This window comes from Ruegeria sp. AP12, from assembly GCF_056540025.1.
The window spans coordinates 1,484,551-1,508,413 of sequence record NZ_JBQFVZ010000001.1 but is presented as its reverse complement, the minus strand read 5'-3'; the positions used below and the strand labels follow the sequence as shown (position 1 = coordinate 1,508,413).

The window sequence follows — 23,863 nt, the reverse complement described above, 5'->3', positions numbered from 1 at the left end:
AACCAGAAGTAAAAAAATTGATCCAAAACTAAACCAAATAACAGCGGGCAGAATGACGCTTGGGAACAGGTGACCGTAAATTCTATGTCTATTGTGAATCCTTGTGGCGTTGTGAATTCAAGTCTTGCTAACCCGATTGGGTTCATCTCCAAGCTACAACGTTCCCGAATTTTGTGATTTTTCAATCCGCGCTAGCAGTCAATTTTTCGGCACAAATTGGACATACCCGATGCCGTTCCTTCAGGCTAAATTGACTTCATGTTTTGAGTGCAACGTTGTCATTTGGAAGAACTCAGATAAAACGATTGCGCGAACTAAAACTGTGTCTTTGGGTCGGCGATGGAAGAAATACTTCTTAGAATCAGCGCGTTAGAAAGAAAGCGGCTGGAAGGTGAGCGGATATTTCAGAGCATCCGAAAGTCTTTGGCTCTTGAAAAGCTAGACATCTCAGTTGTGCGTGCCTCACCGAAGCCCGGAGAAATTAACGAAAAAATTCACTACGCAACGGAGATTGGGGCTCCCACGATACCTGATGTAGAGGAGCAGGTCGCTGAATTATTGGTTCAATTAACTGCAATGGTTTCTGATTGCATTGACATCCTGCTGGATTCTCGAGGGATTTCCAGCGCGAAAGGAGACAGCGAGTTTCGAGAATTGAAACCAAGAAGTCTTGAGCTTTTGATGGCGCTCATAAACGACAGCACATGTGAGGAAAACAAAAAACTATCGGCAAATTCGGCATACCAGAAAGTGAAGGAAAGCGAGATTGCGCTGGAACAAAACCGGCCACCTGCCCTAAGAATTTTGCCCATTGTCTTGGCGATTGAGGAAGTTGAGGTCCTAGTCTACGAAAACGCGCGGCTTTTGAGAAAGAGAGTCTCTGTGGTTGTGGAAAACGGGATTCTTAAATTCGGAAGTCTGGAGGTATCCAGCGTGGAGAGTGTTGGTGAGGGGGCTTTGTATCGGTTTTCACTTGAAATAGGTTCAAAAAGACTGCCGGGAGACTTTCTCACGCTCATTGAAGGCGCTTTTGAGCTTGTTGATATCTCAACAGTTGCAGCCCGATATGAACTAGGATTCGAACTCGATGGTACACGTTACCGCTTTGGAGTCGTAGACGTTCATTAGGTTTTGTCAGAAGAACTTTGCTTGAGGCGGGCAGGGGTGTTGCGTAGCTTTTGCCTATCACCAAACCTGCCTCCTTCAAGTACTTCAAAACTAGCCCCGAGATCATCCGCCTTGCAGTGATGCTGTACATCCGTTTCCCGCTCTCGCTTCGGAATGTCGAAGACTTGTTGCACGAGCGAGGCATCTACGTGAGTCACGAAACTGTACGGTATTGGTGGAACAGGTTTGGCCCGATGTTTGCTGCTGAAATCCGAAGAAAGCGTGTTCAGCAATTGAGAGCATACTGCAAATGGAAGTGGCATGTGGACGAGGTTTTCATGAAGGTGAATGGCAAGCGGCATTATCTTTGGCGGGCCGTTGATCACGAAGGCGAGTTACTGGAAGCCGTTGTCACCAAACGCCGAAACAGAGCTGCAGCACTGAAATTCCTCAAGAAATTAATGAAGCGACACGGTAAGGCGGAAGCCGTCGTCACGGATCGCTTCGCATCGTAGCGGGCCGCTCTCAGAGAGCTTGGCGCTATCAAAAAACAAAGGACGGGTAGGGGGCTCAACAGCCGCGTCGAGAATTCGCACCTCCCGTTTCGACGACGCGAGCGCGCGATGCAGCGTTTCAGGCGCATGCGAAGTTTGCAGAAATTCGCCTCCGTCCACTCTTCCGTCTACAACCACTTCAATCAGGAAAGATCGCTAGCCTGCCGAGACACCTTCAAGTTAACACGCGGCGCCGCTCTTAGTGCGTGGCGTCAGCTTTGTTCTGGATAGGTTCGTGGTTTCTGCGGCAAACTGAGACTGGTTCAGAATTTTTCTGACAGCACTTGGCAGCTTCTTCAATTGTACTTTTTGCGTCCAATGTGCGCTGATATCATGTTGACTGGAAGGTGGGGATTGTCCACTTCTACAGCAGCCAAATAGGAAACCTGTCGCAAGCTCTACTTAAGCAACAAAGCGCCGCTTAGGTCAAAATGCTTCGGGAACATTGCGCGCAGAAATCGAAAAACAATTCTCATTGCTTCGTCGCGATCAAATGAATCCGGGTGGAGTAGGTAATCTGTCCACATGCCTTCCAGCATTGCGAGTGTGCCGTGCGTAGCATCCCTAGCAACTTGATTAGGGTGTTCGGTTCCAGCTTCTTTCGCAATTCGAGCGAATGCGTTGAAAACCAGATTACGAAGCTTAGCATCGCGGGTATCTGAAAACGCAGCGATTGCCGCTCTGTTTCGGGCCTCGCCTCGAAACGCGTACCAAATGGAAACGTTTTTCTTATTGAGAATGGCTTCACTCAAGTCGCCCCGAACAATCATCTCAATATGTTCCTGTCCGGTTTGCCCGGTCGTTTCCAACAGGTCGTAAATGCCATTGTAGTATTGTTCGGATGAGTAGCGGGCGGCTTCGTCAACCAAATTGTCTTTGCCGCCAAAATGAAGATGAATCATGCCGCGGGACAGTTCGGCGCGTTGAATGATTTCGCTGACGGAAGTCTCGGAAATTCCTTTTTCTGCAACCGAGTCGAGTACTGCCTCGATCAGGGAAAGGCGGTTTCGCTCACGTATTTCTTGTCGTCTTCCAGTCATTGGATCAGGCGGCTCTGTTTGTTTTCAGTCTCTTGCGGTGTCTTCTAATGGCCGGTGTGAAATTGGCCATCCCCAGTTGCGAAATTATCAGTTGACACAGCTAGTCCAAAAATTCCAGATTTAAATGGACGATTGTCCATTTTGTGATCGACATTGTCGTGCCACCGAAAACGAAGCTCAGCAGGGAAGCATGGCCGGAGTACTACGAAGTGAAACGGGCAAGGGCCTGGCACTGAGCGCGCCTGCGACGCTCTATGTCGGCCTGCTCGTGGCTGTTCCGCTTTGCATTCTTGTTGCCTACAGCTTTTGGACCCAGACCTATGTCGAGATTGACCGCACACTGACCTGGGCGAATTACCAAGAGGCGTTTACCGACCCGCTGGTTCGACATCTGATGATCCGGTCGGTCGCGATTGCGGGGGCAGTGACATTGGCGACGGTCGGTCTGGCCTATCCGATTGCCTACTTCATCGCGTTTCGGACGCAGAAAAAAACCCTATGGCTATTGCTGATTACCATCCCGTTTTGGAGCAGCTACCTGCTGCGGGTGTTCAGCTGGAAATTGATCCTTGGCTTCAATGGGGTGATGAACTCAGCATTGATTTCGCTGGGGCTGATACAGGAGCCGCTTACATTCCTGCTCTACAATGAATTCGCCGTTGTCCTTACACTTGCACATGCCTGGGCGCCGTTTGCGATCCTGCCGATTTATGTGTCGCTGCAAAAGATCGACCGCAGTCTCTTGGAGGCCGCAACCGATTTAGGGTGCAGCAAGTTGGAACGGTTTGTGCGCGTAACTTTGCCCCTGACGGTGCCAGGGATCATCGCCGCTTGTTTGATCATTTTCATCCCCACGGTTGGCGACTATGTCACGCCAGCCCTGGTCGGCGGTTCGCAAGGAAAAATGGTGGCCAATTTGATCCAGGTTCAGTTTGGCGCGGCCAATAATTGGCCATTGGGTGCAACCCTGTCTCTGCTTGCCATGCTTTCGGTCGGTTGCGTCGCAATCCTGTTTGTGGTGGTCGTCACCGCACTGGGGCGGAGGATCAGATGACCAAGGCTATTCGTATCCAATGGTTGCTTGTTTACGCGATCGCCTATCTGGTGTTTCTTTACCTGCCAGTTCTGCTCTTGCCGCTGTTTTCATTTAATGACGGAACCATCGTGGCTTTCCCGCTAAAGGGGTTCACGCTGAAGTGGTACGCGCAGTTGGGTCAGCAAGACACGTTGCTGCAGGCGATGGTCAATTCGCTGATCGTCGGCAGTGTGACTGCCTTGATGGCGACGTCTCTGGGCCTGTTCGCCGCGCGCGCCTATGTCCGGTACCGTTTCAAAGGACGGGAATTCTCCGAAGGTCTGGTCATGCTCCCGCTGGTCGTGCCCGGTATCATTGTCGCCAGTTCGATGCTGGTACTGTTCATCAGCGTCGGGTTGAAACCTTCACTGACAACCGTGATTCTTGGGCATGTGTTCGTGGCTTTGCCCTTTTCCGTATCGATCATGAAATCGGCCTTTGACGATTTCGACCAGTCGTTGGAAGAGGCTGCCTTCGACCTCGGCGAAAGCGTTGCGGGAACCTTTCGGCGTGTCACTCTGCCTATTGTTGCGCCCGGCATCATCGCCAGCCTGCTGGTGACATTCACCGTGTCGTTTGATGAATTTGTCCTGGCCTTTTTCCTATCCGGGAACAGCCCGACATTGCCGGTCTATATCTGGAGCCAGATCCGCTTCCCGGCAAAATTGCCCAACACGTTGGCGCTTGGGTCGTTGCTTTTGCTGTCTTCGGTCCTGCTGTTGTTGATTGCCGAGTATTTCCGCCGCCGTTCCACCCAGTCCTCGGATTGAAGCCAAAGGAAATGAACAAGATGAGCGAACAGAACATCATCGAAATTCAGGGCGTTGAAAAACGCTTTGGCTCCTTTGTGGCTGTGTCCGATCTGAACCTGACCTTGAAAGAGGGTGAGTTTTTTTCGCTGCTTGGGCCTTCGGGCTGCGGCAAGACTACGGCCCTCCGCATCATCGCCGGGTTTCAGGATCACGAAGAGGGCGAGATCCGGATTGATGGGCGCGTTATGGGCGAGGTGCCTGCCAACAAACGTCCCACCAATATGGTGTTTCAAAGTTATGCAATCTTTCCGCACTTGAATGTGGGCGACAATGTCGGGTTCGGTTTGCGCAAGACAAAGCTCTCGCGCAAGGAAATCAAGGAGCGCGTTGCTGAAGCGCTTGAGATGGTTGAACTTGGCGGCTTGCAGGACCGCAAGGCCAATGAATTGTCGGGCGGTCAGCGTCAACGCGTGGCGCTTGCTCGTGCGTTGGTTATGCGGCCGAAAGTGCTGCTGTTGGATGAGCCTCTTTCCGCGCTGGACAAAAACCTGCGCGAAGCCATGCAGCTGGAAATGCGCCGTCTGCAGCAAAAGCTTGGAGTTACCTTCGTCATGGTCACGCATGACCAATACGAGGCGATGACCATGTCCGATCGCATCGGTGTCATGTTTGCTGGGCAGCTCAAGCAGGTCGACAAGCCCGAAGTTCTGTATTCTCAACCGTGCAATCGGGAAGTGGCTTCTTTTATCGGTGGAATGAACTTTCTGGATGCTGAGGTAACGGCTGAAAATTCTGAAACGCTGGAAGTAACTGTTCAGGGGTTTGGGCAGATGACGATTGGGGTGAATCCAAACGTTCATATGCATGACAAAGAACTGCTGGTCGGCGTTCGGCCCGAACAATTGGAGATCAGCGCAGAAAAACCGGAAGGCTACGACGCCTATGTTCAAGGCGTGGTATCGGACGTCGCCTTCTATGGTGAGAGCGTCCATTATTATGTGCGCATCGACGGATTGCCCGAAAGCATCGCCGTCGCAGTGCCCAACTACTTTCACACAGTCGATCACAGCCGGGGCGATACCGTCTGGCTTGGTGTTCAAAGCGCCTCGGTGATCGATTTGGGCAAACGTGAATCATGAATCTGTGGGAGGAGACAAATGAGTAAAACAGCACCACTTATGGCAGCAGTAATTGCCACCTTTGCCGCCAGCCAAGCTCTGGCGAACGCCGCTGATCTGACCGTTTTTGACTGGTCCGGATATGAGGATCAGGGTTTCTACGGCGACTATGTCGAAAAATACGGCGGCCCGCCTAGCTACACCTATTTTGGCAGCGTGGAAGAAGCGTTCACAAAGCTTCAGTCCGGTTTTGAAGCTGACTTGGCCCATCCCTGCACGGATGCCTTGAGAAAGTGGGTAGCGGCAGACATGATCAAGCCGATTGACACCAGCAAGCTGGAAAACTGGGACAAGCTGATGCCCAAGATCAAAGAGGTCGATGGCATCACCATTGATGGGCAGACCTACATGGTTCCGTTCGAATGGGGCAATACTGGTCTTATCTATCGAACAGATATGATTTCGGCAGATGACGTTTCGCTGCAATTGCTTGCCGATCCTGCATATCAGGGTAAAGTCGCCATTCCGGACGCCGCTTCCAGTGCCTTTGCAATGGCGGCATTGGCAACCGGCGCCTCCAGCTATACCGATATGAGTGACGAGGAATTCCAAAAAGCGGCGGACTACCTGCGCGCGATTCATCCGAACGTGCGCTTTTACTGGTCTGACGCTGGCCAACTGGATCAGGCAATTGCCAGCGGTGAGGTCACGCTGGGTTGGGGATGGAACCAATCGGAACTGAACCTAATCTGGAACGAGACGCCAGCGGTCATGATGCGTGATGTGGACAAAGGTATCGCGACCTGGGTCTGTGGTTATGTGCATCTGAAATCTGCCAAGCAGTCGGATGAGCAAGTCTATGACATGCTGAACGCGCTCAGCTCTGCGGCAAGCGGTAAATACATCATTGAAAGCTGGGGTTACGCCCACGCAAATGAAGACGCTTTTGCACAGGCAGACCCGGAGCTGATCGAAACCTACGGGTTTTCGGATGTGGACAGCTTCTTTGAAGGCAGCCTGTTCTTTGACGCTGTTAACCCCGAGCTGGAGGCAAAGATGTTGAAGGAATTCGAGCGCATCAAAGCTGGCTTCTAAGGGCACTCTTACAACACACCCGGGAATGGTGGGGACGTAGAAATCCTTCCATTCCCACGAACCAATTTCCAATTTCCTTGGAGGAAGCGCGGCAATGTCAGGCGCTGACGAATATTCTGTTCTCTTCGAACCGGTCAAGATCGGGCCAGTAACGGCTCGAAACCGGTTCTACCAGGTGCCCCACTGCAATGGTTTGGGTCATTTGCGACCTCAGGCCGAAGCTGCCATGCGGGCGATGAAAGCCGAGGGCGGTTGGGCGGTTGTATCCACTCAGGAGGCCGAGATTCATCCGACTTCAGATTTGTCTCCTTATTCTGAAAACCGAATTTGGGACGATCAGGATATTCCTGCACTGCGTCTGATAACTAACTCAATTCATGAGAAAGGCTCGCTTGCGGCAATCCAATTGGCGCATAACGGGCACCATGCCCAAAACCACCTGACCCGCGCGCCTCTGCTGGCCCCATCAGAGCTTGTCTTGCAGACACCATATCCGAAACAGGCAAGGGCAATGGACAAGGCTGACATTCGAGAATTTCGCAAGTGGCATCGCGCGGCGGCTCGTCGCTCGCGCGAAGCCGGGTTCGACATTGTGTATGTCTATGCGGGGCATCACATGACATTGCCTCATCATTTTCTGCTGCCACAGTTCAATGATCGGACGGATGAATATGGAGGTTCGTTGGAGAACCGGGTGCGACTGACCCGCGAGCTTCTGGAAGAAACCAAGGAAGAGGTCGGAGATGATTGCGCCATTGCCCTTCGGTTTGCGGTTGATGAAATGCTCGGGTCAGAGGGGATGCAAGCGCAGGAAGAAGGCCGTGCAGTAGTCGAATTGCTGGCCGAGCTTCCAGACCTTTGGGATGTTAATGTGGCCGATTGGAGCAACGACTCTGCGACGACCCGGTTCGAGCCCCGCGACGGCTTTCAGACCTCATATATCGAGTTCGTGAAACAGGTGACTTCTAAGCCTGTTGTGGGCGTCGGGCGTCTTACGTCGCCGGACTTGATGGCGTCACTGGTCAGGAAGGGCATCCTTGATTTTATCGGCGCGGCGCGACCATCCATCGCCGATCCGTTTCTGCCCAACAAAATTAGGGAAGATCGCATCGAAGAAATACGTGAGTGTATCGGTTGCAATATCTGTGTTTCATCCGACTCTCTCGGCGTCCCAATACGCTGCACTCAAAACCCGACTATGGGTGAAGAGTGGCGGAGGAAATGGCATCCTGAGATCATTGAGCGTCGGGTAAACGAGGAAGCTGCGCTTGTTGTCGGCAGCGGACCAGCCGGACTTGAATGCGCCATGCAATTGGCGCGGCGGGGCTACGAGGTAACTCTGGCGGAAGCAAAGCAAGAGTTCGGCGGCCGTGTGATGCAGGAAGCTGCCCTGACCGGGCTATCCGCTTGGAAGCGCGTGACAGATCACAGAATCTACGACCTGCAACAACGCGGGAACGTTCAACTGTTCACCGACAGCCGTTTGTCAGCCAGTGAGGTCATCGAGTTGGGTATACCGAACGTCTTTGTTGCAACCGGCGCAAAATGGCGGCGAGACGGGCGCGGGAAATCTGCATTTCACGGTGTATCAATCGGTTTAGGTTCTCAGATTTTCACTCCGGATGACATTGTGGCCGGAGTCATGCCGCAGGACGGCCCGATTGTGGTCTACGATGATGATCAAGCCTATCTCGGTGGAGCCTTGGCTGATCATTTGGCTCAGGTTGGGCGAGAGGTTGTCTTTGTAACGCCGGCCTCAATAGTTTCGCCGTTTACCGAATTGACGTTGGAGCAGACTAAAGTGCAACGCAGTCTGTTGGAAAAAGGCGTTCGTCTGAACCTGTCCCAGACCTTGGCCGGTGTCGCGCCCGGCCAGGCGACATTGCAGTGCGTCTACACGGGGCGAGAGAACTCCATTGAATGCAGCTCCGTGGTACTGGTGACGCAGCGAATGCGAGAAACCACTCTTTACGACGAGCTTAGCGGTTTGACAGCAAGTCCGCTGAAAACGTTGGAATTAATCGGAGATGCCGCAAACCCCGGCTTGATCGCGGATGCTGTATATTCGGGTCACATGGCTGCCCGGAATTTCGAACGTAACGCGGACGACATCGACCGTGAAATCTTCCGCCGGGAAGTCATTTCCCTTGAATCTGCATGAGGTGCGCTATGCCAAAAGATGACTTGCAAGTAATGCGCGACTTGATGGATGCGCAGCGGGAAGGTTTCGCCATGCCGCGCCATTTCTATACCTCTCAGGCAGTATACGACAACGACATCAGCACGTTCTGGAACCGCAACTGGATCTGGGTCGGCCATGTCAGCCAGGTCGCCGAACCGGGCGACTACTTCCTGTTCGATTACGGCCCGGAATCCATCATCATCGTTCGGGATCGCGAAGGCGAGGTGCGCGCGCATCTGAACGTGTGTCGCCACCGTGGATCGCGGGTTTGCATCGAACAGAAAGGCAAAGCCCGCAACTTCATATGTCCGTATCATGCATGGACATTTGACCTAAACGGCAAGCTACGAAACGGGCGATCGATGGGACAGGACTTTGACCCAAGCCAGTATGGGTTGTTCCCTGTTCAGGTGAAGACTTTTCAGGGTCTGATCTTTGTCTGCGCCGCAGAAGATGCTCCGCCGCTGGATGCTGCCCTTGAAAGGCTGGCCCCGCTTTCAAAGCCGTTCGATTTTGAAAACCTGAAGGTCGCGCATGAGGCGTCATACCCGGTTCCGGCAAACTGGAAACTGGCTTTGGAAAACTACTTGGAATGCTATCACTGCGCGCCATCCCATCAGGATTATTCGCGTAGCCATTCTCTGAAAGACCCTGCTCAGGTTCTGGAGTTCAGCGGTGCGCTTCATGAGCGGATGAACGAAGCCGGAATTCCCACTGAGGAGCTTGATCTGACGGGAGAAAATGCGGACGCGCCGGGCGCAGATGTATATTGGCGGCGCTACCCCTTGTTCCCCGGTTATGTGACCGGCAGCAAGGATGGAGCGCCTCTGGCGCCGCCTTTGGGCGAACTGAAATCTCTCGATGGCGGAGCAACTGATCTGGGCATCGGCACACTGAACTACTTCCTCGTCTATGCAGATCACGTGGTTGGGTATCGGTTCGTCCCGCGTGCTCTGCAAGAAACAGATATTCAGATCGTCTGGTACGTGCGCAGCGACGCAGAACAGGGCCGTGACTATGACAAGGATGCGCTGACATGGCTCTGGCATGTCACATCGCTCGATGACGAGCGGATCATACGGCACAATCAGGAAGGCGTGAACTCGCACCATTTCGTCCCAGGGCCGTTGTCCGAGATGGAATGGAGCATTCCCGGTTTCTATCGCAACTACTTCAGCATGATCTGACACGCTCAGAATTCGGAGACTAAACATGACAGAGTTAACGCAGCGCAGATCACGACGGCGCGGTGGTGGGCGTGAAGCACGTGCAGCGGTGCGGACCAGCAATGTCGCTTCCCAAGCAATCTGGCCGGGCATTTCGGGAGGACGATACAGGCCTCTTTCAGATGGGGACATGTCGCGTATACATGAAGCCGCCCTTGGCATTCTGGAGCGTACGGGTGTCGGTGATCCAACGCGGGAAGTACTTGATCTAGTGCTGCCCAAAGGGGCAACGGTGAACGAGTATGGTAGGCTGTGCTTTCCTCGCGCGTTGATGGAAGATCTTTTAGCTAAGGCGGCCAGCGAATTTTATGTCCATGCGCGCGGATCTCGGGCCGGTAAGGACGATATGCACTGCACCAAGGACAAGGTGTACTACGCAAACTCCGGCACTGCTGTGACAACGTTCGACGCAGAAACGCGCAGTTACCGGCCATCAACTCTCAAGGACATCTACGATTTCACCCGTCTGGTAGACCGGCTCGACAACATTCACATGACTGGCGACACGGTTCTGGCAACGGATGTGCCGCAGGACTACGAGCACGACATGAGCATGCTCTATGCCATTCTGGCGGGTAGCGAAAAACCTTCTTGCCTGACGTTCCGCACTCGAGAGCACATTCAGGACGCGATTCATCTGTTCGATCTGGCATCAGGCGGGGAGGGTAAATTCCTAAAGAAACCCTCAGTCATTTTTGGCGGTTGTCCCATAGTATCCCCGCTCCGGTTCGGGCGGGAAAATTTGGAGATTCTGATTGATACAGCGAAGATGGGGCTTGTCTGCGATTTGGCTGTTCCACCGCAAGCTGGGGCGACGTCGCCTGCGCCTCTGGCCGGGACTTTGGCGCAAGCCGTCGCCGAGACTCTATCTTGCGTCGCCATTGCCAACCTGATTAACCCGGGCACCCCCGTTGTCTTTGCAGCTTGGCCGTTTATTACTGATCTGCGTACTGGTTCATTTACGGGTGGCAGTGGTGAGCAAGCATTGATATCCGCAGCGGCTATCCAAATGGGCAAATTCTACAACCTGCCGACCAGCGTTGGTTGCGGCATGACGGACTCCAAGATTCCTGACGCACAATATGGTCTGGAAAAGGCGTTGACTTTCGCATTAGCGGCTCATGCTGGGGCCAACAGGCTCTGCGAATTTGGCGGTATGCTCGGCAGCCTGATGGGTTGCAGCTTTGAGTCCATGGTCATCGACAACGAGGCCGCGGGTATGATCTCACGAACCCTGCGTGGTATCGAGGTGAGCGACGACACTCTGTCGGTTGACGTCATCCACGAATGTGCAATTGATCCCGGTCATTTCCTCGGCAACACGCAGACCTTACAATACATGGAGACTGAGTATGTCTATCCAGCCCTGATGGATCGGGAGCTAACCGATACTTGGGAAAAAGCCGGTCGTCAGGATATGTTTGAACGGAGCCGGTCAGTCGTGAACGATATTCTATCCAATCACTATCCAAACTATTTTGGCAGCAAGGCGGATGCGGAGGTTCGGTCCAAGTTCCCGATCAAATTGCCACCAGAGGTGATGCGGGCAGGGTAAACGCAGCGCACTTAAGCGAAGGCATCGCAACCATGAAAATTGCGATGGCGCGCCGTGGCAGTTCCTAAGGTTTAAACGTACCCTGCTGCTTTAGGTCTTCGGTTGCCAGCCGGATACCTTTTTCAAGGACGTCGAACATCTGGTTCAACTCGCCTTCGGTAATGATTAGAGGTGGGGAAAACACGCACATGTTGATGATCGGCCTCAGAATCAGCCCGTTCTCCTGACAATGATGATCAATCAAAGCGCCGACAGATTTATCTAGGTCCAGTGCATTATCTGCTTTTGCGTCTGCAACACATTCGACGCAGCCAACGAGCCCCATGCCGCGCGCATCACCGACGAGCGGCAAATCTGCCAGAGCCTGGAGGCGCTCTTCGAAGAGCGGCGTGATTGCGCGGACATGTTCCAGAACGCCGTCGCGCTCCATGATTTCAATCGTCTTCAGGCCTGCCGCCGCGCATACTGGATGGCCTGAGTAAGTGAAGCCGTTTGAAAACGTAGCGTTCTGCGCATTGTCTCCGCTTATATCTGCAATCAGCCGGTCAGAGATGATACAAGCCCCCATGGGTACGTACCCAGACGTCATGCCTTTGGCGCAGGTTATGATGTCGGGCTTAATCCCAAAGACGTCTTCTGAAGCAAACCAATGTCCAAGCCGCCCAAATCCGGTTACGACCTCGTCTGAAATATACAGGACATCGTATTTCCGGCAGATTTCAAGACAGCGCTGATGATACCCCTGCGGAGGCACAATGACGCCACCAGAGCACAGTATCGGTTCAGCGATGAAGGCAGCGACCTTGTCTGCTCCGGTTTGCAGTATCATGTTCTCCAGATCTGCAATTTTTTCGTCCAGAAAGTCATCGACCGCCTGATCGGGGCGACGTATATACGGATTCACGTTCGGCAAAAACCGCGTCAGGTCCGAGGCTTGGTCCAACCACCCTTTGTCGCGCTCTTTTCCGGATACCGAGGCCGCCAAATAGGTCGATCCGTGATATGCTTTCTGGCGCGAGATCACGATTTTCTTTTGAGGTTTTCCCAGCAGGTTATTGCGAAATTGTACAAACCGCAGAGCGCTATCCACGGCCGTTGAACCACCGGTCGTGAAGAACACATGGTTCAAATCGCTCGGCGTTCTCTTGGCGATTTCATGTGCCAAACGGGCCGGAGTTGAGTTGGCGTTGTTGAAGGGCGAAAAATACGCCATCTCTTTCGCCTGCTGAGCCATCGCATCGGCAATCTCGTTGTTTCCATAGCCCAATTGAATGCACCACATGCCAGCAGGGCCGTCTATCAGGCGCTTTCCGTCCTCTGTGACGACATGAACGCCAAGGCCGCTTTCGGCAAAGGTTCGTTCATTTTGGCCAAGGTGTGACATCCCTTCCCAAGGGTGCAGGAAATGTTCGTTGTCCCATTCTCGTATGGACCGAAAGTCGGAGTTGAAAAGGGTCATGCAGCACCTTAATGTAATATAAATCACAAATTGAACAAGCATTCATTCAATGTCAATCCTTGAACTGTCTTAACGCTAAATGCGAGAAGACAAAGGCGACTACCCCAGCGAAGGAGAAATAAGATTAATCTCGAGCGTGATACACCAACCAATGCCCGAGACCTGGGTAAATTGCAGAACCGAAAGCTGCTGATCCAATCGGCTGCGGACGCCATTTATAGATACGGAATACGCGGAACAACTTCGGCAAGAATCCAAGAATTGTCGGGATTATCGCAAGGGATGGTCAACCTACACTTTGGTTCCAAGGAAAAGCTGCTGCTTGCAGTGGCTGAGGAATTGTCAGTCCGATACGCGGAGCAGTGGACGGCCATTGCAGTCAATCCAGAGTTAGACCCGGCAGACAAGTTAGTCTCTATTATAAAGGCAGATTTCGACCCACTGGTCCTAAATGCGCGGGACGTCGCGATCTGGTTTTCCTTTCGGGCTGAAGCGCTCTCGAACCCGAACATATTTCCTTTCATCGACTCGCGCGACAAAGGTTTCCGCGCGGTGATCCTGGAGTTGTTGGAACAAATAAAGGGTGAAGGCGAATACGAAGATGTAAGCGCCAAACTTGCAACAGACGCGTTGGTTGCTTTGTTGGAAGGGCTTTGGACCGACTACCATTTGCACTCAGATATCTTCAACCCCTCCGAGGCTTTGAAGATCTGCCTGTTTGTGCTGCAATCGATGTTTCCTAAACACTTTGGCACTCGGTCGATCCGCGGGAGTAGGTGACTGGGAACTAGCCACGGGCAATCACGAACCCGTCCGAGTCTTGTGGTTCAATCGGCGCAAGTCGTTGATCATTGCTTTGGCCAGAGAGACGCACATCAGTAGCAAAACGACGCTGAACGGCAATGCCCCGATGATCATCGAATTGGTCAATGCTTCCAATCCGCCGCCGCCAGCGATCAGCAGAGTTCCAATTACAAGAGTCAGAAGAACACCCCAAAGGATACGATGAAGAAGGCCGGTGTTTTCAGACCCGCCGGACATGATCGTGTTCATCACAAGGATGCCAGAGTCGGCGGACGTGACAAGGAATGTCATTGTTAAGAGCACACACATGACACTCACTACCGCGAGCAAGTTGCCCGATATCATTTCCCCCAATGTGACGAACAGGGTTGCCGTCGTTGAAGCTGCGAGGATTGATCCACTTGCATTCCCATTTAGTTCCAGATCGATGGCCGCTCCACCCAGAATGGCCATCCACGCGAAACAAACGAGGGACGGGGCAATGACCGCGCCAAATATGAACTCGCGTACGGTTCGCCCTCTGGAGATACGCGCTAGGAAAAGGCCGACAAAGGGCGAAAACGCGATCCACCATGACCAATAAAATGTAGTCCATCCGGCCTGCCATCCGAACAACCTGCCTCGTGTGCCCGCGTCATAAGCTGCAGTCTTGGTCGCGTCAGAAAGATCGGCTGTATCGTTGCTCAAACCCTCAAGATAGGTTGCTTTTGTTCCCCATGGATCAGTTGCACCCGCGAAGAGTTCGCCGACAAAGGGCGCAGCCTCCGCTGGCAATACGGAGCCAAACTCGCCTTCGGAAATCGGTCGAAAAGCTTGGAAACTCAGCGGGACAAAGTTTTTGATATAGTCAACCAGTGCTGTGGCGTAGGTCGTCGCCGCAAAAGCGAATGAACCATAAACAATGAATACCGCCAGCAATACAAGTGAAAAGAGAAGATTAATATTTGACAAGTATTTGACACCACGCCCAACGCCAGAGACGGCGGAGAGTGTCGACATAATCATAACAACGATCAACGCCGTAATTAGGCCGGCGGTCGACGGGATCACTTTGGTTACGTCTTTTTCAACAAGCCAATTCGCGCCGGTAATTAGAAACGCACCGTCCACCAATTGAGAAACGCCATAGCCGATCGTTACCGCCACGCCGAGTATTGTCGCAACGACGCCGAGTACATCGACTACATGGCCTGCAACACCGTTTGAGTATTCTCCAAGCAATGGGGTCAGTGCGGTGCGGATTGTTAGCGGCATGCCTCTTGTAAACGCGTAATAGGCAAGGCTAAGGCCGGTGACGACGTATATTGCCCAGGCGTGAAATCCGGTGTGCAAAAAGGTATAGCGGTAGGCTCCATCAATAGCGTCCTCGCTTTTGGGAGCGACTTCCCCGGAAATAGTCAAGGGATTTGTTTCCCAAAGGCCAAGTGGTTCGGCAGTTGCATAGACCATTAGGCCCACGCCTAGACCCGCCCCAAACATCATCGAAAACCAAGAGAAGTTTGAAAATTCCGGTTTCTCATCTTTTAAACCCAGCCTCATCCGGCCGGTTGAAGGTATGAGCGCGATAAGGAAAAGGAAAAAAACAAATAATCCAACGGAAAGGTTGTAGAATGTGTTGAACTCGGCCAGCACTCCTGACTTCCAGGATCGCAGTGTATCGTTCGCAGATAGTGGCCAAACCAGCGCCCAGAGAACGAGCAGAGAAACCGAAAGTTTGCTTACCAGCGCAATCGGCAGGCTATATCCTTTGTAAAAGCCAGTTCCCTGAGTTCTTATTTTGAGTTCTGTGAAAGGTTCTTCAAGCGCCATGTTTTCCCGGTCTTACATAAATTGACTGCTTTGCACGCCGCGGTGTCAGTCGCTGGGTTTCAGACTATTTCAGTTTTAGCCAGATTAGGAGTGTAGCAGCGGGATTGGTCTTGTCAGAAGAACTTTGCTTGAGCGGGGCAGGGCAGTTGCGTAGCATTTAGGAATGACCACACCTGCCTCCTTCAAATACTTCAAAACCAGCCCCGAAATCATCCGCCTTGCAGTGATGTTGTACATCCGTTTCCCGCTTTCGCTTCGGAATGTCGAAGATCTGCTGCACGGGTCTTGTCAGAAGAACTTGGCTTGAGGCGGGCAGGGCGGTTGCGTAGCTTTTGCCCATGACCAATCCTGCCTCTTTTAAGTACTTTAAAACCAGTCCCGAGATCATCCGCCTCGCGGTGATGCTGTACATCCGATTCCCGCTCTCACTTCGGAATGTCGAAGATCTGTTGCATGAGCGAGGCATCGACGTGAGCCACGAAACTGTCCGATATTGGTGGAACAAGTTCGGGCCGATGTTTGCTGCTGAGATCCGAAGAAAGCGGGTTCAGCAACTCCGAGCATTTTCAAAATGGAAGTGGCACGTGGACGAGGTTTTTTTAAAGGTAAACGGTCGGCGGCACTACCTGTGGCGCGCGGTTGATCACGAAGGCGAGGTGCTTGAAGCCATTGTCACCAAACGTCGAAACAAAGCTGCAGCACTGAAATTCCTCAAGAAATTGATGAAGCGGCACGGTTGCGCCGAAGAGATCGTCACAGATCGCTTCGCTTCCTACAAGGCTGCGCTCAGAGAAATGGGCGCGCTCGAAAAACAACAGAAGGGCCGGTGGCTCAACAACCGCGCCGAGAATTCACATCTTCCTTTCCGACGACGCGAACGCGCGATGCAACGTTTCAGGCGCATGCGAAGTTTACAGAAGTTCGCCGCCGTCCACTCCTCTGTCTACAACCACTTCAACCAGGAAAGATCGCTAGCCAGCCGAGACACCTTCAAGCTAACACGCACCGCCGCCCTGGCCGAGTGGCGTCAACTTTGTTCCGGATAGGTTCACGGATTCCGCAGCAAACTGAGATTGGTTCGAATTCGTCTGACAGCACCGCTTCGCTTCCTACAAGGCGGCGCTTAGAGATTTGGGTGCTCTCGAAAAACAACAGACGGGCCGGTGGCTCAATAACCGGGTTGAGAATTCGCACTTGCAGTTCCGACGACGCGAACGCGCAATGCAGCGTTTCAGGCGCATGCGAAGTTTGCAGAAATTCGCCTCCGTCCATTCCTCCGTCTACAACCACTTCAACCAGGAAAGATCGCTTACAAGCCGAGACACCTTCAAGCTGACACGCGCCGCCGCTCTTAGCGAGTGGCGTCAACTTTGTTCCGGATAGGTTCGCGGTTTACGCGGCAAACTGAGACTGGTTCGAATTTGTCTGACAGCACCTTTCCGGATGCTGTCAAAGATGATCAGGTAGATGCCCTGACCCAGTTCGCTGAATACATGCGTCGTAGCCAAGGGAGGTATCTCGATACAGATCCTTACACCGGCCGGCGCCAAGGCAACTATCGACCCGAACGACCAAGAAGGGAAGATCGTTTGCGGTTCTGACGCCAGCGAGGGCGTTTTCCAGCGACCTGGGGTTGGATATCAAGTCTTCGACCTCGAACGTCTGCGATGAAGCGCAAAGCTGCCGCTAGGGCCAACTGCAGCGAAGGCCCGCTCCGAGCCCATTGTTGACGTTCGGAGGGTAAATTTCCTCGGTCAAGTAGCGCGATGAGAACGCACTCACTGCGTGAACCCACACATCACAAGTGGGGTCAAAATCGGAAGCTAGCTTTCAACATTCGCGGCAAAATCTGTATGACCGCTAATCCATCTGATTGCCCAGAACACATTCGCCAATTGGCGCAAGTATCAAGCTCCGCGCATTCGAAGGCTATGGGTGAGCTTGCGATCTTCCTTTGAATAATGCTTGCAATGGTGCTTCGTTTGGATCGCACTGATTTTGTGGCTCTGCAAAAATCCTTGCGAAACAAGTGTTAGAGTGGTCAGACTTACATAGTCACAAAGAGGAAAAGCCGTACCGAGACCGGTGAAATAAGAAGATGCCACAATTAAGCGTGGCCGCCCTCACAGGTGACATGACAGTTCCCGGCTCAAAGCTGGAAGCTGGATAGCTATGGGAGGAAAGACTTTGAAAAAATTGACAAACACACTTGCTGGCTCACTGATCGCATTCGCCGCTTCCATGGGTGCTGCGCAAGCCGACAAGCTGACATTCTACTGTTCGGCGCAGGAAGACTGGTGCCAGCTGATGGCGCGCAGTTTCGAGGACGCCACCGGCATTGACGTGAACATGACTCGCAAATCCTCTGGCGAGACTTTTGCGCAAATCCGTGCGGAAAGCTCAAACCCAAAAGGAGATGTCTGGTGGGGCGGCACTGGTGACCCGCACCTTCAAGCCGCCGAAGAAGGTTTAACTATGGAATATGTCTCGCCCATGCGTGACCAGTTGCATGACTGGGCAATTTCACAGGCCGAAAGTGCTGGCAACAAGACCATCGGTATCTATTCGGGTGCGTTGGGCTATGGCTACAACTCTGACCTCCTGGCGGCCAACAACCTGCCTGAACCCGCCTGCTGGAAGGACCTGCTCAAGCCTGAGTATGAAGGGCACGTTCAGATGGCGAACCCGAATTCGTCCGGAACTGCCTACACGACGCTGGCGTCGATGGTGCAGATCTTTGGCGAGGACGAGGGCTTTGAGTTCATGAAAGGCCTTCACGCCAACATAAATCAGTACACCAAATCCGGTTCGGCGCCCATCAAGGCCGCGGGTCGTGGCGAGAACACGATAGGCATTGTCTTCATGCATGACGCGGTCAAGCAGGCGGTATCGGGCTTCCCTGTAAAGGTTGTCGCCCCGTGCGAAGGCACTGGTTACGAGATCGGTTCGATGTCGATCATTGAAGGCGCTCGCAACGAAGAAGAAGCCAAAAAGTTCTACGACTGGGCGCTGAGCGCCGAAGCGCAAAACCTCGCGCTTGAAGTCAATGCCTTCCAGGTTCCGTCCAACAAGGGTGCGCAAACATCTGAAAGCGCCCCGGATATGAGCCAGATCAAGCTGATTGACTACGACTTCAAAAAGTACGGCTCCTCTGATGAACGTAAGCGTCTGCTGCAAAAGTGGGACGAAGACGTTTCGGTTCTGCCGCAGTAAGTGACTGACACTGCGAAAACCAGGACCCACCCGGTATTGATCTTCTGGATCATTGTCGGGTGGGTCGGCTACGTCCTGCTGCCATGGTACATGGTTGAGGATGGCCTTTGGTCATTTGAATGGCTCTTTAACGGCTATCCGTATGACGAAGATTTTGCGCCCGCTCTATTTCTGATCGGGCAGGGTGAAAAGCTCTGGCTTGCACCCTTGCTGATACCGCTGGCATTGCCAATTCTGGTGCTTGGGAAACCTAAATCTGATCCGATCTACGCTAAGATCCTGATACTTGCGGGTGCACTGGGCTTTGGCTGGCTGATTGCGCAAGGCTTCGGGATCGGCATTCGCGGCTTCAACTTCGACTGGCTCAAGGCCCTGTTTGGCGCGCCAAAAATCCGACAGTTCGGCATGGGGTATGGCGCGATGTTCTGTGCGTCGGCCTTCCTGTTCCTGCTCACGCAGGGCATCGCGGCGCGCGGTGCAGTCAACGGTGATGTGTTTGTCGTCAGCGCCATCGGCGGTGTCATTACAATTGTCACCGCCTTCGTGTTCTTTCCAATTGCCAACATGCTGTTTTCGGCCTTTGTGACCGAAGACGGCGCCTATTCGGTATTTGTTTTTGCCTCGAAGTTCTTTGATGATCGTCTCTGGGGATTGGGGTGTTTTTGGGGTGCGAAATGCGGCGCCGCGTGGAACTCCCTTTTTTTGGCCATTCTCGTCGGCCTGATCACCACGGTTCTGGGACTTTGTTTTGCACTTGTGGTCACCAGGTCAGGGTTTCGGTTCAAGCGTGGGATGCGCGCGCTGACTGTTTTGCCAATAATCACGCCTCCCTTCGTAATCGGGCTGGCCTTGATCCTACTCTTCGGTTTGTCCGGGTCGGTCACAGTCTTTTTCGCTGATCTTTTTGGCGTGCAACCGTCGCGGTGGCTCTATGGAATGCCGGGCGTCCTGATCGCCCAGACGCTGGCCTTCACTCCCATCGCATTTCTGGTGCTGATTGGTGTTGTCGAAGGCGTGTCGCCGTCGATGGAGGAAGCCGCCCAAACGCTGCGCGCCAATAGGTGGCAAACCTTCCGAACGGTGTCGCTGCCCCTGATGAGACCCGGTCTGGCGAATGCATTTCTGCTCGGCTTCATCGAAAGCATGGCCGACTTCGGCAACCCGCTTGTTCTAGGCGGTAATTTTGACGTTCTGTCGACCGAGATATTCTTTGCCATCGTCGGCGCGCAATATGATCAGGGTCGGGCCGCCGTGCTGGCCATGGTACTGCTCTTCTTCACGCTGTCTGCTTTTTACGCGCAGCGCGCCTGGCTCGGTAGGAAAAGCTACACCACCGTTTCCGGCAAGGGGGACGCCGGGGTGCATCCGCTGATGCCCAATGGGCTGGCAATACCCGTGCTGGCCATCGCGACCATCTGGGCGCTGTTTACAGCGGTTGTGTACGGCATGATCATTTACGGCAGCGTCGTTGAGCTTTGGGGTGTCAACAACACGCTCACCTTCAAACACTATTTCACCGCCTTCTCAGTTCGCTTTGAAGAGGAAGGTATCCGCTGGACGGGTGCCGCATGGGACAGTTTCTGGACCACCATCAGCATTGCGGCCATAGCGGCTCCGCTGACGGCAGCTGTAGGACTGGTGACCGCCTACTTGCTCACGCGCCAAAATTTCTCCGGAAAAAACGCCTTCGAATTCGGAACGATGCTGTCCTTCGCCATTCCCGGTACCGTCATCGGGGTCAGCTACATCCTGGCTTTCAACGTTCCCCCGATTGAAATCACAGGCACTGGTGTGATCCTCGTGATCAGCTTCATTTTCCGCAACATGCCCGTCGGCGTGCGTGCGGGCATTGCATCCATGTCGCAACTGGACAGGTCGCTTGATGAATCCTCGCTGACTCTGGGTGCAAACTCGTGGCAGACGTTCCGTCGCGTGATCCTGCCCCTGCTCAAGCCCGCCATCCTAGCGGCACTCGTCTACAGTTTTGTCCGCGCGATGACCGCGATCTCGGCAGTCATTTTTCTGGTATCGGCCGAATACGACATGGCGACCAGCTACATCATCGGGCGCGTCGAGAACAATGACTACGGCCTTGCCATCGCCTATTCCACCACGCTGATCTTCGTGATGCTGGCATCTGTAGGGCTTTTGCAATTCCTCGTGGGCCGCGTGCAGATCGGACGGCGCACCCAGATCGGAGCGGAAAGAAAGACATGACGGATACCAACATTGCTAGTAAAGCCGCGCCGGTTCGGTTCGAAGGAGTGTCAAAAGTATTTGGCAAAGATGTCGTGGCCGTCGACAACATCGACCTGCATGTGGAAGCAGGTAAACTGGTGACGCTGCTGGGACCATCGGGCTGCGGCAAAACAACGACGCTGCGCATGATTGCCGGTCTGGAGATGGCCAGCTCGGGCAGGATCGTGATTGGCGATCGCGACGTGACCAAGCTGCCCGCGACCGATCGCGATGTGTCTATGGTGTTTCAGTCTTACGCCCTGTTCCCACATATGAGCGTGCTGGAAAACGTGATGTACGGTTTGACATTCTCCGGCTTTGCTAAGAGCGAGGCCAGATCGCGCGCGCTCAAAGGGTTGGAACTGGTGGGCCTCAAGGGCTTCGACAACCGTTTGCCTAGCGAGCTGTCAGGAGGCCAGCAACAACGTGTCGCAGTCGCCCGCGCGCTGGTGCTGGAACCGCAGGTGCTGCTCTTTGACGAACCCCTTTCGAACCTCGATGCCAAACTGCGCCGACAGGTGCGCGAAGACATTCGCTCCATTCAGCGGGACCTCGGACTGACGGTTGTCTATGTAACCCATGATCAGGAGGAAGCGCTTGCCGTGTCCGACGAGATCGTCGTCATGCGTAACGCCGCCATCGCCCAGATCGGCACACCACGGCAACTCTATGACGCACCAATCGACCGCTTCGTGGCTGACTTCATCGGTGAAGCGAACCTGATCGAGTGCAAAATCGTCGAATTCGATGGCGATCAGGCGACAATCGACATCGAAGGTCACCGCCACAGCTTGCCCTCTCGCGATTTGCCCGTGGGTCCGGCAACGCTGGCGGTGCGTCCGTCCCGCATCCTGATCGGATACGAAACCGGCATCCCGGCAAAAGTCTCCAAAGCTACCTATGTCGGCGTGCGCATGGAATATACGCTGACCGGCGCATTCGGACAGGTGTTTGCCGTGCAGGACGACGTGGATGATCCGTTGAAACCGGGCGCTGACGTCAAAATGGCCTTTGCAGACCGGGGACCGGTTTTGCTGCCGAAGGGCTGACATTGCCGAAACTCGTTATCATTTCGCACCCGGAAGTGGTCGTGAACCCAGAGATCGCAATCACCAACTGGGAACTGAGTGAGGTGGGCCGCACCCGGGCCGAAGCATTTGCAAATGCGCCGATCATGGCCTCGGTCAGCGCCATCTGGTCCAGCACCGAACGCAAGGCAGAACAGACAGCTGCGATCCTGGCCAAACCGCACGGCCTTGAGGTGAAGGTAAACCCGGCGCTGGGCGAAAATGACCGCAGTGCCACCGGTTTCTTGCCACCGCACCAGTTCGAAGCCGCCGCCGATGCATTCTTCGCTGCACCCGATGTGAGCTTTCGCGGCTGGGAAACCGCGACAGATGCTCAGGCCCGGATTGTCGGGGCAGTCACGTCAATCATGGACGCGCACGATGGTGGTGATCTTGCCATCGTAACCCACGGCGCGGTTGGGACGCTGCTGTGGTGTCATCTCTCCGGGGTGCGGATTGATCGCCAGCACGACCAGCCTGGGCAGGGGCATTTCTGGAGCGCTGATTTGGACACGCTGTGCTGCAACCCCGGCTGGCGGGCTATCGCCTGACGCAAATCAGACGTGCCACGCCTTCTCGCAAATTGCTTTGAGATCATCAAAGATCTTTGGCGTACCGGCAATGACACGGCCACCATCGCGGATCATTTCATTCGCGTCCTGTTCTTCGACGACGCCGCCCGCCTCTGTGATCAACAGCTGACCGGCAAGACAGTCCCACGCGTTCATATGCTCTTCGACGTACCCCAACAGCCGGCCTGCTGCGACATAGGCAAGCGACAGCGCGCCGCTTGCATTGCGATGATACATGGCCCCGCGTTCGATGATGGCTGAAATGATTGGTATCACCTTTGCCGCTTCGATGCGGTTCGAATATCCGACCGAGACGGTCCCGCTTGCCATATCGACGCCTGATGCGACCTGCATTGGCTGCCCGTTGAGCGTTGCTCCCGCCCCCCGCATGGCGACATAGGTCTCAGCCACGTTCGGCTCGTGAATGACACCGATTTGTGTTTGTCCCTCTGAAACAACCGCCAGGACGATCGTCCACGCCGGAATGCCGTTTACGAAGTTCGTGGTGCCGTCAATTGGGTCTATTACCCAGTCAAACCCGCTGGACCCTGATTTCGCAGCGTGCTCCTCTCCGAAGATTGCGTCATCGGGATAGGCCTCGGCTATTTTTTCGCGAACATACGTCTCGACATTCCGGTCGGCTTCGCTGACCCAATCCTGAGCACCCTTTGCATCCACCACCAGAGTGTCTCTATTGCCAAAATATTTTATAGCCAATGCACCTGCTTCTTCAGCCAATTTGGTGGCGAACATACTTCGATCAGAGATGCTATGCACTCGACCCTCCTGCCGTTAAATTCTGTTTCTGATTATGAACAATAGGCGGTGCCGGGGGTCAGCACCACTAAGCAACATTGAAACCCGTTTCGTCGGTTTCTTCAGATACATATTACGACAACGAAATGAAGCCCCAAACTAATCGTGGACAGCGGACCTATGCATTTGATGTCTCTTACGTGAAGGCCCGCTTTGAGCGCGTTGTAGCCCAAAGCCGATT

At 53.8% G+C, this 23,863-nt stretch carries 19 protein-coding genes and 2 pseudogenes; 16 read left to right on the top strand and 5 right to left on the bottom strand.

Annotation, left to right across the window (positions count from 1 at the left end; translation table 11 throughout):
* Positions 1-339: 339 nt before the first annotated feature.
* Entirely contained in the window at positions 340-1,128 is a 789-nt protein-coding gene (locus tag ACR0E6_RS07395; RefSeq protein ID WP_480582016.1) for a hypothetical protein, read from the top strand.
* Positions 1,129-1,184: 56 nt separating this feature from the next.
* Positions 1,185-1,892: pseudogene (locus ACR0E6_RS07390) on the top strand (IS6 family transposase).
* Between the two features lie 167 nt (positions 1,893-2,059).
* Here ACR0E6_RS07390 and ACR0E6_RS07385 read toward each other — a convergent pair.
* The gene (locus ACR0E6_RS07385) at positions 2,060-2,701 is read right to left on the bottom strand and encodes a TetR family transcriptional regulator C-terminal domain-containing protein (protein ID WP_170380964.1); all 642 of its coding nucleotides are present in this window, start codon (positions 2,699-2,701) and stop codon (positions 2,060-2,062) included.
* A gap of 190 nt (positions 2,702-2,891) precedes the next feature.
* Here ACR0E6_RS07385 and ACR0E6_RS07380 point away from each other — a divergent pair, with 190 nt between their 5' ends.
* The 7 genes from ACR0E6_RS07380 (at position 2,892) to ACR0E6_RS07350 (ending at position 11,704) form a co-directional block, all read left to right on the top strand.
* Complete coding sequence (locus ACR0E6_RS07380) at positions 2,892-3,755, top strand: ABC transporter permease (RefSeq protein ID WP_170380962.1); 864 nt, start codon at positions 2,892-2,894, stop codon at positions 3,753-3,755.
* The gene (locus ACR0E6_RS07375) at positions 3,752-4,546 is read left to right on the top strand and encodes an ABC transporter permease (RefSeq protein ID WP_480582013.1); all 795 of its coding nucleotides are present in this window, start codon (positions 3,752-3,754) and stop codon (positions 4,544-4,546) included. Before ACR0E6_RS07380 ends, ACR0E6_RS07375 begins: the two co-directional genes overlap by 4 nt.
* A gap of 20 nt (positions 4,547-4,566) precedes the next feature.
* Complete coding sequence (locus ACR0E6_RS07370) at positions 4,567-5,667, top strand: ABC transporter ATP-binding protein (RefSeq protein WP_480562614.1); 1,101 nt, start codon at positions 4,567-4,569, stop codon at positions 5,665-5,667.
* A gap of 18 nt (positions 5,668-5,685) precedes the next feature.
* Positions 5,686-6,741, top strand: a complete 1,056-nt coding sequence (locus tag ACR0E6_RS07365; RefSeq protein ID WP_480582008.1) for an extracellular solute-binding protein — start codon at positions 5,686-5,688, stop codon at positions 6,739-6,741.
* Positions 6,742-6,835: 94 nt separating this feature from the next.
* Complete coding sequence (locus ACR0E6_RS07360) at positions 6,836-8,902, top strand: oxidoreductase (protein ID WP_170380955.1); 2,067 nt, start codon at positions 6,836-6,838, stop codon at positions 8,900-8,902.
* 8 nt (positions 8,903-8,910) lie between these two features.
* Positions 8,911-10,110 carry an aromatic ring-hydroxylating oxygenase subunit alpha gene (locus tag ACR0E6_RS07355; RefSeq protein WP_170380953.1) on the top strand — a complete coding sequence of 400 codons (1,200 nt, stop codon included), beginning with the start codon at positions 8,911-8,913 and terminating at the stop codon, positions 10,108-10,110.
* Positions 10,111-10,135: 25 nt separating this feature from the next.
* Positions 10,136-11,704, top strand: coding sequence for a trimethylamine methyltransferase family protein (locus tag ACR0E6_RS07350; RefSeq protein ID WP_480582005.1), 1,569 nt, complete (start codon positions 10,136-10,138; stop codon positions 11,702-11,704).
* 64 nt (positions 11,705-11,768) lie between these two features.
* On the opposite strand, the gene ACR0E6_RS07345 is transcribed toward ACR0E6_RS07350, so the two are convergent.
* Positions 11,769-13,163 (bottom strand): aminotransferase, encoded by a 1,395-nt coding sequence (locus tag ACR0E6_RS07345; RefSeq protein WP_480582001.1) that lies wholly within the window; start codon positions 13,161-13,163, stop codon positions 11,769-11,771.
* A gap of 171 nt (positions 13,164-13,334) precedes the next feature.
* On the opposite strand from ACR0E6_RS07345, the gene ACR0E6_RS07340 reads away from it, so the two are divergent.
* Positions 13,335-13,943, top strand: coding sequence for a TetR/AcrR family transcriptional regulator (locus ACR0E6_RS07340; RefSeq protein WP_170565504.1), 609 nt, complete (start codon positions 13,335-13,337; stop codon positions 13,941-13,943).
* A gap of 21 nt (positions 13,944-13,964) precedes the next feature.
* On the opposite strand, the gene ACR0E6_RS07335 is transcribed toward ACR0E6_RS07340, so the two are convergent.
* Both ACR0E6_RS07335 and ACR0E6_RS07330 read right to left on the bottom strand, forming a co-directional pair.
* Positions 13,965-15,776 (bottom strand): BCCT family transporter, encoded by a 1,812-nt coding sequence (locus tag ACR0E6_RS07335; protein ID WP_480581998.1) that lies wholly within the window; start codon positions 15,774-15,776, stop codon positions 13,965-13,967.
* A gap of 157 nt (positions 15,777-15,933) precedes the next feature.
* Positions 15,934-16,116: a hypothetical protein gene (locus tag ACR0E6_RS07330; protein WP_480581995.1), complete on the bottom strand. Its 183-nt coding sequence runs from the start codon at positions 16,114-16,116 to the stop codon at positions 15,934-15,936.
* On the opposite strand from ACR0E6_RS07330, the gene ACR0E6_RS07325 reads away from it, so the two are divergent.
* From ACR0E6_RS07325 to ACR0E6_RS07300, 6 genes and pseudogenes are all read left to right on the top strand, one after another.
* Entirely contained in the window at positions 16,115-16,822 is a 708-nt protein-coding gene (locus ACR0E6_RS07325; protein ID WP_480581992.1) for an IS6 family transposase, read from the top strand. The two genes, ACR0E6_RS07330 and ACR0E6_RS07325, sit on opposite strands and share 2 nt — an antisense overlap.
* A 52-nt stretch (positions 16,823-16,874) precedes the next feature.
* Positions 16,875-17,159, top strand: a pseudogene (locus ACR0E6_RS07320) (DDE-type integrase/transposase/recombinase); the annotation flags it as partial.
* A gap of 789 nt (positions 17,160-17,948) precedes the next feature.
* Positions 17,949-18,989 carry an ABC transporter substrate-binding protein gene (locus ACR0E6_RS07315; protein WP_480581990.1) on the top strand — a complete coding sequence of 347 codons (1,041 nt, stop codon included), beginning with the start codon at positions 17,949-17,951 and terminating at the stop codon, positions 18,987-18,989.
* Between the two features lie 405 nt (positions 18,990-19,394).
* Entirely contained in the window at positions 19,395-21,206 is a 1,812-nt protein-coding gene (locus ACR0E6_RS07310) for an ABC transporter permease (protein WP_480581986.1), read from the top strand.
* A complete protein-coding gene (locus ACR0E6_RS07305) occupies positions 21,203-22,276 on the top strand; it encodes an ABC transporter ATP-binding protein (RefSeq protein ID WP_480581983.1) in 1,074 nt (357 codons plus the stop codon). The genes ACR0E6_RS07310 and ACR0E6_RS07305 overlap by 4 nt, the downstream gene beginning before the upstream one ends.
* 2 nt (positions 22,277-22,278) lie before the next feature.
* Positions 22,279-22,845: a histidine phosphatase family protein gene (locus tag ACR0E6_RS07300; protein ID WP_170660750.1), complete on the top strand. Its 567-nt coding sequence runs from the start codon at positions 22,279-22,281 to the stop codon at positions 22,843-22,845.
* A gap of 6 nt (positions 22,846-22,851) precedes the next feature.
* On the opposite strand, the gene ACR0E6_RS07295 is transcribed toward ACR0E6_RS07300, so the two are convergent.
* A complete protein-coding gene (locus tag ACR0E6_RS07295) occupies positions 22,852-23,619 on the bottom strand; it encodes an inositol monophosphatase family protein (RefSeq protein WP_480581980.1) in 768 nt (255 codons plus the stop codon).
* Positions 23,620-23,863: the final 244 nt, after the last annotated feature.

Bases quoted from the DNA above. Each gene is read 5' to 3' on its own strand.
- ACR0E6_RS07335 (WP_480581998.1), bottom strand. From the start codon at position 15,776: ATGGCGCTTGAAGAACCTTTCACAGAACTCAAAATAAGAACTCAGGGA.
- ACR0E6_RS07350 (WP_480582005.1), top strand. From the start codon at position 10,136: ATGACAGAGTTAACGCAGCGCAGATCACGACGGCGCGGTGGTGGGCGT.
- ACR0E6_RS07345 (WP_480582001.1), bottom strand. From the start codon at position 13,163: ATGACCCTTTTCAACTCCGACTTTCGGTCCATACGAGAATGGGACAAC.
- ACR0E6_RS07360 (WP_170380955.1), top strand. From the start codon at position 6,836: ATGTCAGGCGCTGACGAATATTCTGTTCTCTTCGAACCGGTCAAGATC.
- ACR0E6_RS07370 (WP_480562614.1), top strand. From the start codon at position 4,567: ATGAGCGAACAGAACATCATCGAAATTCAGGGCGTTGAAAAACGCTTT.
- ACR0E6_RS07315 (WP_480581990.1), top strand. From the start codon at position 17,949: ATGGGAGGAAAGACTTTGAAAAAATTGACAAACACACTTGCTGGCTCA.
- ACR0E6_RS07310 (WP_480581986.1), top strand. From the start codon at position 19,395: ATGGGGTATGGCGCGATGTTCTGTGCGTCGGCCTTCCTGTTCCTGCTC.
- ACR0E6_RS07295 (WP_480581980.1), bottom strand. From the start codon at position 23,619: ATGTTCGCCACCAAATTGGCTGAAGAAGCAGGTGCATTGGCTATAAAA.
- ACR0E6_RS07395 (WP_480582016.1), top strand. From the start codon at position 340: ATGGAAGAAATACTTCTTAGAATCAGCGCGTTAGAAAGAAAGCGGCTG.
- ACR0E6_RS07380 (WP_170380962.1), top strand. From the start codon at position 2,892: ATGGCCGGAGTACTACGAAGTGAAACGGGCAAGGGCCTGGCACTGAGC.
- ACR0E6_RS07385 (WP_170380964.1), bottom strand. From the start codon at position 2,701: ATGACTGGAAGACGACAAGAAATACGTGAGCGAAACCGCCTTTCCCTG.
- ACR0E6_RS07355 (WP_170380953.1), top strand. From the start codon at position 8,911: ATGCCAAAAGATGACTTGCAAGTAATGCGCGACTTGATGGATGCGCAG.
- ACR0E6_RS07375 (WP_480582013.1), top strand. From the start codon at position 3,752: ATGACCAAGGCTATTCGTATCCAATGGTTGCTTGTTTACGCGATCGCC.
- ACR0E6_RS07325 (WP_480581992.1), top strand. From the start codon at position 16,115: ATGACCAATCCTGCCTCTTTTAAGTACTTTAAAACCAGTCCCGAGATC.
- ACR0E6_RS07365 (WP_480582008.1), top strand. From the start codon at position 5,686: ATGAGTAAAACAGCACCACTTATGGCAGCAGTAATTGCCACCTTTGCC.
- ACR0E6_RS07330 (WP_480581995.1), bottom strand. From the start codon at position 16,116: ATGGGCAAAAGCTACGCAACCGCCCTGCCCGCCTCAAGCCAAGTTCTT.
- ACR0E6_RS07305 (WP_480581983.1), top strand. From the start codon at position 21,203: ATGACGGATACCAACATTGCTAGTAAAGCCGCGCCGGTTCGGTTCGAA.